6 protein-coding genes and 1 pseudogene are annotated in these 8,608 nt (G+C 38.5%); 5 read left to right on the top strand and 2 right to left on the bottom strand.

Annotated elements, in window-relative coordinates; translation table 11 throughout:
- Window positions 1–219 (bottom strand): annotated as a pseudogene (locus tag H592_RS24910) (IS110 family transposase); the annotation flags it as partial.
- A gap of 564 nt (window positions 220–783) precedes the next feature.
- Here H592_RS24910 and H592_RS0111570 point away from each other — a divergent pair.
- From H592_RS0111570 to H592_RS0111550, 5 genes are all read left to right on the top strand, one after another.
- Complete coding sequence (locus tag H592_RS0111570) at window positions 784–1,749, top strand: LacI family DNA-binding transcriptional regulator (protein WP_028868903.1); 966 nt, start codon at window positions 784–786, stop codon at window positions 1,747–1,749.
- Window positions 1,750–1,819: 70 nt separating this feature from the next.
- On the top strand, window positions 1,820–3,553 hold the full coding sequence (locus H592_RS22180; protein WP_037071716.1) for an alpha-glucosidase: 1,734 nt from the start codon (window positions 1,820–1,822) through the stop codon (window positions 3,551–3,553).
- 59 nt (window positions 3,554–3,612) lie between these two features.
- Window positions 3,613–5,241 carry a PTS transporter subunit IIBC gene (locus H592_RS0111560; RefSeq protein ID WP_028868902.1) on the top strand — a complete coding sequence of 543 codons (1,629 nt, stop codon included), beginning with the start codon at window positions 3,613–3,615 and terminating at the stop codon, window positions 5,239–5,241.
- A gap of 101 nt (window positions 5,242–5,342) precedes the next feature.
- Entirely contained in the window at window positions 5,343–6,149 is an 807-nt protein-coding gene (locus tag H592_RS0111555) for an endonuclease/exonuclease/phosphatase family protein (protein ID WP_028868901.1), read from the top strand.
- 146 nt (window positions 6,150–6,295) lie between these two features.
- Window positions 6,296–7,270, top strand: coding sequence for a glucokinase (locus H592_RS0111550; protein WP_028868900.1), 975 nt, complete (start codon window positions 6,296–6,298; stop codon window positions 7,268–7,270).
- A gap of 899 nt (window positions 7,271–8,169) precedes the next feature.
- Here the strand turns inward: H592_RS0111550 and H592_RS22175 are convergent.
- Window positions 8,170–8,608: IS66 family transposase (locus tag H592_RS22175; protein WP_037071714.1), on the bottom strand; the 439-nt coding region annotated here is incomplete at its 5' end.

The following is an 8,608-nucleotide window of genomic DNA, read 5'->3' as shown; positions in this document are numbered from 1 at the left end:
AAGCCTCACTTCATGGCCTAATTTTTCGATTCGTCTACCCCATGGATTAGAGCTGTAACAAGCTTCCATCACCACTAGAGAAGGTTCAAACTGTCTTAATTCATGAATTAGCTCTGAACGCTTAACTTTCTTGTTAAAGAGTACTTGGCGCATTTCATCTAATGCACAAATTTGGAAAATATTCTTTGCTAGGTCGATGCTAATTACGCTACATTTCATATTGGTCACTCCATTTGTTAGATTGATTTGCTGAACACTTATCCAATCTTGGCACATTTTGATGCCTTCGTGGAGTGACCATCTCAGCACCCGACGGTACAAGGTCCTAAAGTAGACTCAGCTAGCTGCTAACATGTTTTTCTTAAATACAGTTTATGTCCAATCTTTCCTTAATAGATGTGATTACTTGTGCGCGTAAATATCAGAGAGCCTGAGTTAGCTACTCAATGAGAGCTCGTGCATAAGTGAGCGCTTTATTCTTAGTTACTAGTTTTATCATTGACACAGGGGAGTCCACATAAGTTGCTCCCTTTACAAAACTTTTAACGCAGAAATCGCTTGTTTTAACCAGTAGGATTGATCAGTTACTTAGTGGAATTGGTATAACCATTAAATAACTATCATATGTTCAGTTAATCGCGTTTTCTACCTATCCGAGTTATGCACTTGTTTTTTAAGTCTAAGTAACATGGGTATATCATCAGATAGTGTTTTTATTTGCTGTGTTCTCAGCCAAAATATTGGATAATATGGCAATGATATATTATTGATGGAGAAAATGTGATGGGTAAAAAAATGACCATGGCGGAGATTTCAAAAAAACTTGGGATCTCAACAATGACCGTGTCACGTTACTTTAATGACGGTTATGTCTCGGCTGAGAATCGCCTTAAGATTGATGCTATCGTCAAAGAAAGTCATTATACCCCTAATATATTTGCTCGCTCAATTCGTAGCCAATCTAATATTATTGGTTTCGTTGCCCCTCGAATTGAATCATATACAACGAGTTTAGTGATTAAAGGGGCACTGGCTGCGGCGAATGAATCACAAGTCCGAATGCTGTTTCATGCCACAGGGTTTAGCCATGAGTCAGAATGCCAAGCCGTTAGAGAGTTTAATGGCTTAAATGCATTGGGCACTATTATTATTGCTTCAAAGCGCAGTGTCGAAGAGCCTTTTTATCAAACCTTAGATAATGTGTTATTTATTGGCAAAAACACCCCCCATCATTGCTGTTTATATTACCCTGAACAAGCCGCGATTAAAGCGTTAGTCTCACAAACCATCACTCAGTTAAAACAGCAGCAGGCACCGCTCGAAGCCATACATTATGTTTATGATGACCGCATGCTATCAAGCCGTACTAAATTGATGCAAGAAACCATTACTGACACGATACCAGAGCTGAATTTTTCGTTGCAAGCATTGGCTGATTCGGAGCAAAAAATCGGATACCAAGAAATTCAATTACAGCCCAATAATGTCTATTTTTGTGCCACCGATAATATTGCCATTCGTTTATATCGCCGCGCCAAAGAACAGCAATTAAAAATTGGTCATAACCTATGGATTATAGGCATAGGGGATTATGACTACAGTGATTTATTAGTACCAAGTCTTAGTACCGTTGCTTTTAATTATTATCAAGTGGGCTACCAAGCCGTTAAAAAATTGATTAAGCGTGATTTCAGTTCAGCTGAAGGCCAATTCGATATAAAAATCAGAGAAAGCTCACAGTTTATTTAAAAACGTATTGCATCTAATTAAATTCAATTTCATCATATGTGTTAACGATAACACATTCAAGATTGAATAGATGAAACACACCAATAATATTCACTTAAAACCACTTGCGTGGTGGAAAAAAGCGACTGCTTACCAAATTTATCCCCGTAGTTTTTATGATACAAACCAAGATGGTATTGGTGATATTGAGGGGATTATTGCCAAGCTGGATTACCTTGCTGATTTGGGTATTGATTTATTATGGATTTGTCCATTTTATGAATCACCGAATGATGATAACGGTTACGATATTAGTGACTATCAAGCAATTCATCCTGACTTTGGAACCCTTGAGGATGTCGACCGATTAATCAGTGCCGCTCATGATCGTGGCATTCGTATTATTATGGATTTAGTGATCAACCACACTAGCGATGAGCATCCATGGTTCATTGAATCTCGTAAAAGTAAAGATAGTCCTAAACGTGATTGGTATATTTGGCGTGATGGTTGTGAGCCTACAGCTGAAAAGCCGACTCGCGATCCAAATAACTGGGAAAGTATTTTTCATGGTAGTGCATGGGAGTATGATGCCAAAACTGCACAATATTACCTGCACCTATTTTCTAAAAAGCAGCCCGATCTTAATTGGGAAAACCCTGAGGTTAAACAAGCATTATTTAACATGATTCATTGGTGGTTGGCTCGTGGTATTGATGGTTTCCGTGTGGATGCTATTAGCCATATTCAGAAACAAGCAGGTTTACCTTCTTTACCCAATCCAAAGGGTGAAAATTATGTTTCTTCATTTGACTATCACATGAATGTTGAAGGTATTGATAAGCCTCTCTATGAGCTAAGAGAACAGGCATTTTCACCCTTTGATATTGTTACCGTTGGTGAGGCAAACGGGGTCGCTGCAGAAAACGCATTAACTTGGGTTGCCGAAGCCAACGAACATGATCAAGGCGGTGTTTTTAATATGATTTTTCAGTTTGAACACATGAAATTATGGTCGGAAGAGCAAAGTCGCGAGCGTTTTGATTTAGTGGGATTTAAACAAATTTTATCGCATTGGCAAAATGCATTAGAAAGTAAAGGCTGGAACGCACTTTATCTAGAGAATCACGATCAAGCCCGTAGTATTGATACCTTTGCTCATCCTGATTATTGGTATGGCAGTGCTACCGCTTTAGCAAGTTGTTATTTTTTAATGAAAGGCACCCCGTTTATTTATCAGGGCCAAGAGATCGGCATGGTAAATCGTCAGTTTACATCTCTTAACGACTTTAATGATGTGTCTGCTAGAAATTTAATTCAAAAGTTAAAGCAACAAGGACAAACCGACGACAATATCTTGGCGTTGTTAAATCAAGTATCCCGTGATCATAGTCGTTTACCAATGCAATGGAATGACCACGCTTTTGCTGGTTTTTCTGAGGTGCCGCCTTGGTTTGCTGTGAATCCAAATTACACCGATATCAATGTTGAACAACAACAGCAAGATCCAAACTCGATTTTGAATTTTTATAAGCAGTTAATTGCTCTGCGTAAATCAAATGAAAGTTTGGTGGTTGGTCGTTATCAATTGCTGCTGCCTGACGATCCTAATATCTATGCTTATCAACGCATTGCTCAAGATATGACATGGACCATTATTACCAATTTAAATGCACAAGAGAGCATCGTTAATATCGACACTGCACAATTAGGAGCGTTAATGCTTGATAACCAAACTATCAATAATGAACACATTCGGTCGGATTTTATAACCACGCAAATAGCCCCCGCTTATGCAGCGTATATATTTGTAAGAAAACATTAAATTATATTTATGGCAGGGCGTTGATGACGTTTACCTGCATTTCAACCAAGGAATTAGTTATGAGTAAATTACTATCATTTGATTTTTGGCAAAGATTTGGAAAATCACTTATCGTTGTTATCGCGGTGATGCCAGCAGCCGGTATTATGATTTCATTAGGTAAAGTCGTCGCAATGTATGCTGGTGGGTTCGGTGCTATTGAAACACTAGGCCATATTATGGAAAATATTGGTTGGGGAATTATTGTTAACCTGCACCTGTTATTTGCTGTCGCTATTGGTGGTTCGTGGGCAAAAGAGCGTGCGGGAGGTGCATTTGCTGCGCTCATTGCTTTCATATTAATTAACCGTATCACCGGGGTTATATTGGGCGTAAATAACGATATGCTGAGTGATCCTCATGCGATTGTGATGAGTTTATTTGGAACTGAGCTGCCTGTCTCTCAATTTTTTACTAATATTTTAGGCGCTCCTGCGCTAAATATGGGTGTTTTTATCGGCATTATGTCCGGCTATTTAGGTGCCAACTTATATAACCGTTACTATGATTTCTCTCGGTTACCTGAGGCATTAGCATTTTTTAACGGTAAGCGTTTTGTGCCTTTTATGGTTATTTTCTATTCGGTGATCATTGCACTTGGTTTATCGATAGTATGGCCTTTAATTCAAGGTGCACTCAATGATTTTGGTCAATGGATTGCAACATCTAAAGACAGTGCGCCCATCACAGCTCCTTTCTTGTATGGTACGTTAGAGCGTTTATTACTGCCGTTTGGTTTACATCACACCTTAACAATTCCAATGAATTACACAGAGTTGGGTGGTTCTTATGAGCTTTTGACTGGGGCTAGTGCGGGTTCAAGTGTTTATGGTCAAGATCCATTATGGCTTGCTTGGATAAGTGATTTGAATAATCTTAAATTAACCGATCCGGCAACTTACCAGCATTTATTGGATACTGTGCATCCAGCACGTTTTAAAGCGGGGCAGGTAATTATAGCAGCGTCATCATTGATTGGGATTGGGCTTGCGATGTATCACTGTGTTGATAATGATAAACGTAAGCAATATAAACCGATGTTTTTATCCGCTGGTCTTGCGGTGTTATTAACGGGCGTGACTGAACCTATTGAATTCATGTTTATGTTCATTGCTCCCGTTTTGTATGTTGCACACGCGGTGTTAACAGGCATTGCATTTGCATTGGTGGATGTTATGGATCTACGAGTACATGCCTTTGGTTTGATTGAATTACTCACTCGTATACCAATGATGATTTCAGCGGGCATAGGAGGTGATTTAATTCGTTTCGCGTTGGTGTGTATTGTTTTCTTTGTCGTTAACTATGCGCTGTTCCGTTTGCTCATTGTGAAGTTTCATTTACCAACACCAGGGCGTAAGGGTAACTATCTAGATGAAAATGCAGAAGCTATGTCGCAAGATGACAAGCTTGACATTATTATTCAAAATTTAGGGGGGCGTGGCAATATTACTGAGATTGATGCTTGTATGACTCGCTTGCGTATTACGGTTAATGATCCGCTATTGGTTGCTGAATACTCGTTATGGAAATCCACGGGAGCACTTGGATTAGTGGTTAAAGAACAGGGTGTACAAGCTATTTATGGTCCTGGAGTGGATGTGATTAAATCTAGGTTACTTGCTAAGTTTTCAGAGCAACCTGCGTAATTCATTCTCTATATTAGTTGTGAACAACAAGCGAACAATATCGATAAACGCAGCCTTGAAGCTGCGTTTCTATCTCAGTACATTAAATAAGCGAATAATAAATGAAGTTATTGACGCTAAATACCCATAGTTGGCAAGAAGATAAACAGTTAGAAAAGTTGGATATAGTAGCGCAAGCCATTATTGAACAAGGGTGCGATGTGATTGCATTACAAGAGGTTAATCAATGCCAAGATAGTCCGGTCGTTGATGCCAGTATATTGAGTAATCATCCCGTGTTAGCTGATAACTATGGTTATTTATTACAGAAAAAACTGGCAGAACACGGTCATCACTACCAACTTACGTGGGATTTTGTTCACCAAAGTTATGAAGTATATCAAGAGGGGGTAGCATTTTTGACACGATTGCCCATTGTTGAACATGAGGTCATTGACTTAAGTGATAACTATGATGTGAACTTTTGGAAACATCGACGAGCAGTGCGTATTAAAGTCGCTTTTCAACAAGGTGAGTTCGATTTTTATAATTGTCATTGCGGCTGGTGGAATGACTCAGAGAGCCCATTTGAGGAGCATATCAAACGTATCACGGCGACATTATCAACAGGGTTGAGCTTTCTATTGGGTGATTTCAATAACCCGAGTCATATACGCGATGAAGGTTATGATTATGTATTACAGCGCGGTTTAATTGATTGTTATGAAATAGCAGAAACAAAAGATGCTGGTGCCACTGTGATTAAAAATATTGATGGTTGGCAACAAAATAGCCAGGCTTTACGGATTGATTTGATTCTTAGTAATCAATTGGTTGTGATAAAGCAGCATCAGACGATTTTTAATAACGATTTTTATCCTATTGTGTCTGATCATTTTGGGGTGTTGGTTGATGTGGAAGTTGCTTAGTCTTTATTAAGTCATTGATTCCTTTGCAAGGAGTGTATCCATGAAATTAATAATGGGACTGTTTTATTTTAGAACTCATCGCATGTTTAATAAAAAATAATACTGGATCACATTTGGTATAACTATAAATGATCCAAGGAGAAAAAATGTTATCTGTTGTTGCTGATGTTGGTGGTACAAATATTCGACTTGCTGTTTGTGATGTTAAAACGGGGGAGTTGAGTCACTTAAATGAATTTGCTTGTGCCGAATTTATAACACTTGAAGTTGCACTGACTCAATACTTTGAAATATTACAAGGTGAAGTGAAACACCTTTGTATTGGTATTGCTTGTCCCGTTGAAAATGATCATGTTGTGATGACCAATTTAAGTTGGGATTTTTCTAAGCAAGCACTTAAAGAAAGATTAAAATTAGCGTCCTTATATGTCATCAATGACTACACCGCAATTTCATTAGCGGTACCCTTTCTTTCTTCAGTAGAAAAAATACAAGTAGGTGGTGGTGAATGTAAAGAGAATGCTGTAACGGCTATCTTTGGTCCTGGGACAGGGCTCGGTGTTTCACACATTATTAAATCTGCGGATAAATGGATCAGTTTGGATGGTGAAGGTGGACACGTAAGTTTCGCAGCTAATACACCAGAACAGGCTGATATTTTATGTTTACTACAAGCGAAATTTGGTCACGTTTCTGCAGAGCGTATTTTGTCCGGGCAGGGTTTAGTCAATTTATACCAAAGTCTTTGTGCTTTATCTAAACGTGAAGTTAAATTTGAGCAGCCGAATGAGGTATCTAAAGCGGCATTAGAAGGCAGTTGTGATTTGGCACGGAGAAGTCTGGATGTTTTTTGTCAAGTGATGGGCAGTTTTGCTGGTAACCTCGCATTAAACCTAGCTTGTACTGGAGGTATTTACATCGCGGGCGGTATCGTACCTCGCTTTGCTGAGTTATTTCAATCTAGCGAGTTCAGGTATTTCTTTGAAGATAAAGGGCGTTTTAAGGCGTATCTATCATCTATTCCAACTTTTTTAATTACCCATAATAACCCTGGGTTATTGGGGGCGAGTGTTTATCTTCGTCAAGAGTTAGGTTTATTAAATAATGATGCATTAGGGTGATACGTTCATGACGAATAGGGCTGACTATTAACGACCTAAATTTATAATGCAAAGCAAATGTTGAATCTGCGTTGTTATTTCCCATTGCAAAGTGAGAGTGGATTTTTTAAATCTGTGTAAGTCGCCACAGAGGGTAATAATAAAAAATGCTGTCGAAACCCCTGATAAACCAGTTCGATTATTAGGGGTAACGGTAGGGTTAGAAAGTTAATCAACAGAGCCACAAACATGACTGCTTAGTTTGATTGATGATTTAAATGTCTGAATGATTACTCTGGGCTGCTTCACAGGGTGGTGAACAAGATGCTTAAATAGCAGGTAATAAAAAAGCAAACCGATGAACTCAGGTTTGCTTTTTTATTTTATTAACAATGGGTTATACTCTATTACATAGAAACGTTGCGGATGCCTTCATAAATAAATTGAATGGCTAACGCCGCAAGGATACCCCATAAAAAGTGACGTAATATTTAATCACCCGTTTGTGTTATGGCTAAGCAATATTGCCCACTCATTGATAAGTTTCCAGCTCGGTATGGGGCGTTAGCGCCATAGGGGTTATGTGCTATTTTGAAGTATGTAACGTCAGCTGTTCCGACAAAGCTGACATAACTAGTAAGTCGCTTTCGCCCCCATAGCGACTTACAACCCGCTCTGTTAACACCCACAAAAACAATTCAGTAAGAAATAAAAGATAATCATTTAACCATTTTGTCGTGGAAATAGGCTAAATGAGAATAGTATATTTATCATAAAAATTATCTTTCTGTGATTTTTTTAGCTTGTGACTTTAAGCCGGATATTTATTGATTAGCTATTGGTTTTAAGTGTTTTGTATTGGTTTAATGATTAAATTATTATTTATATAAGAAAAAATGTAAGCGTCTAGCGAACCACACCTACTTTTTAACATTCCATGGTAACAAGCTATCGATATCGGATTCTGGTTTGCACAGTTCATCAAGACAAGCATTGACGTAATCAAATGGGATCAGACCATTTACCTTGGCGGTTTCTACAATACTGTAAAGTGTCGCACTAGCATGGGCACCATTGGTCGTTTGGCTAAATAACCAATTCTTTCGTCCTATCACAAACGGTTTGACTGCACGCTCTGCCCGATTGTTATCAATACTTAATCGACCATCATCTAGGTAGCGTATCAGCTTGTGCCATTGATTGGCTAGATAGTTAGCAGCTTCTATTAGCTTGCTGTTACCGACTAAATGTCGCTGATTCTCTTCAAGCCAGGTGTTTAGCTTATTAATAATAGGTAAACTATCAGCTTGCCTTGCTGTATATTTTTCATCGATGCTTTTATCTTTAATACGGGATTCA

Origin of the sequence: Psychromonas arctica DSM 14288 (assembly GCF_000482725.1) — a bacterium.
Classification (GTDB): domain Bacteria; phylum Pseudomonadota; class Gammaproteobacteria; order Enterobacterales; family Psychromonadaceae; genus Psychromonas; species Psychromonas arctica.
The sequence above is the reverse complement of the archived record's forward strand: the minus strand, read 5'-3'. Positions and strand labels throughout refer to the sequence as shown.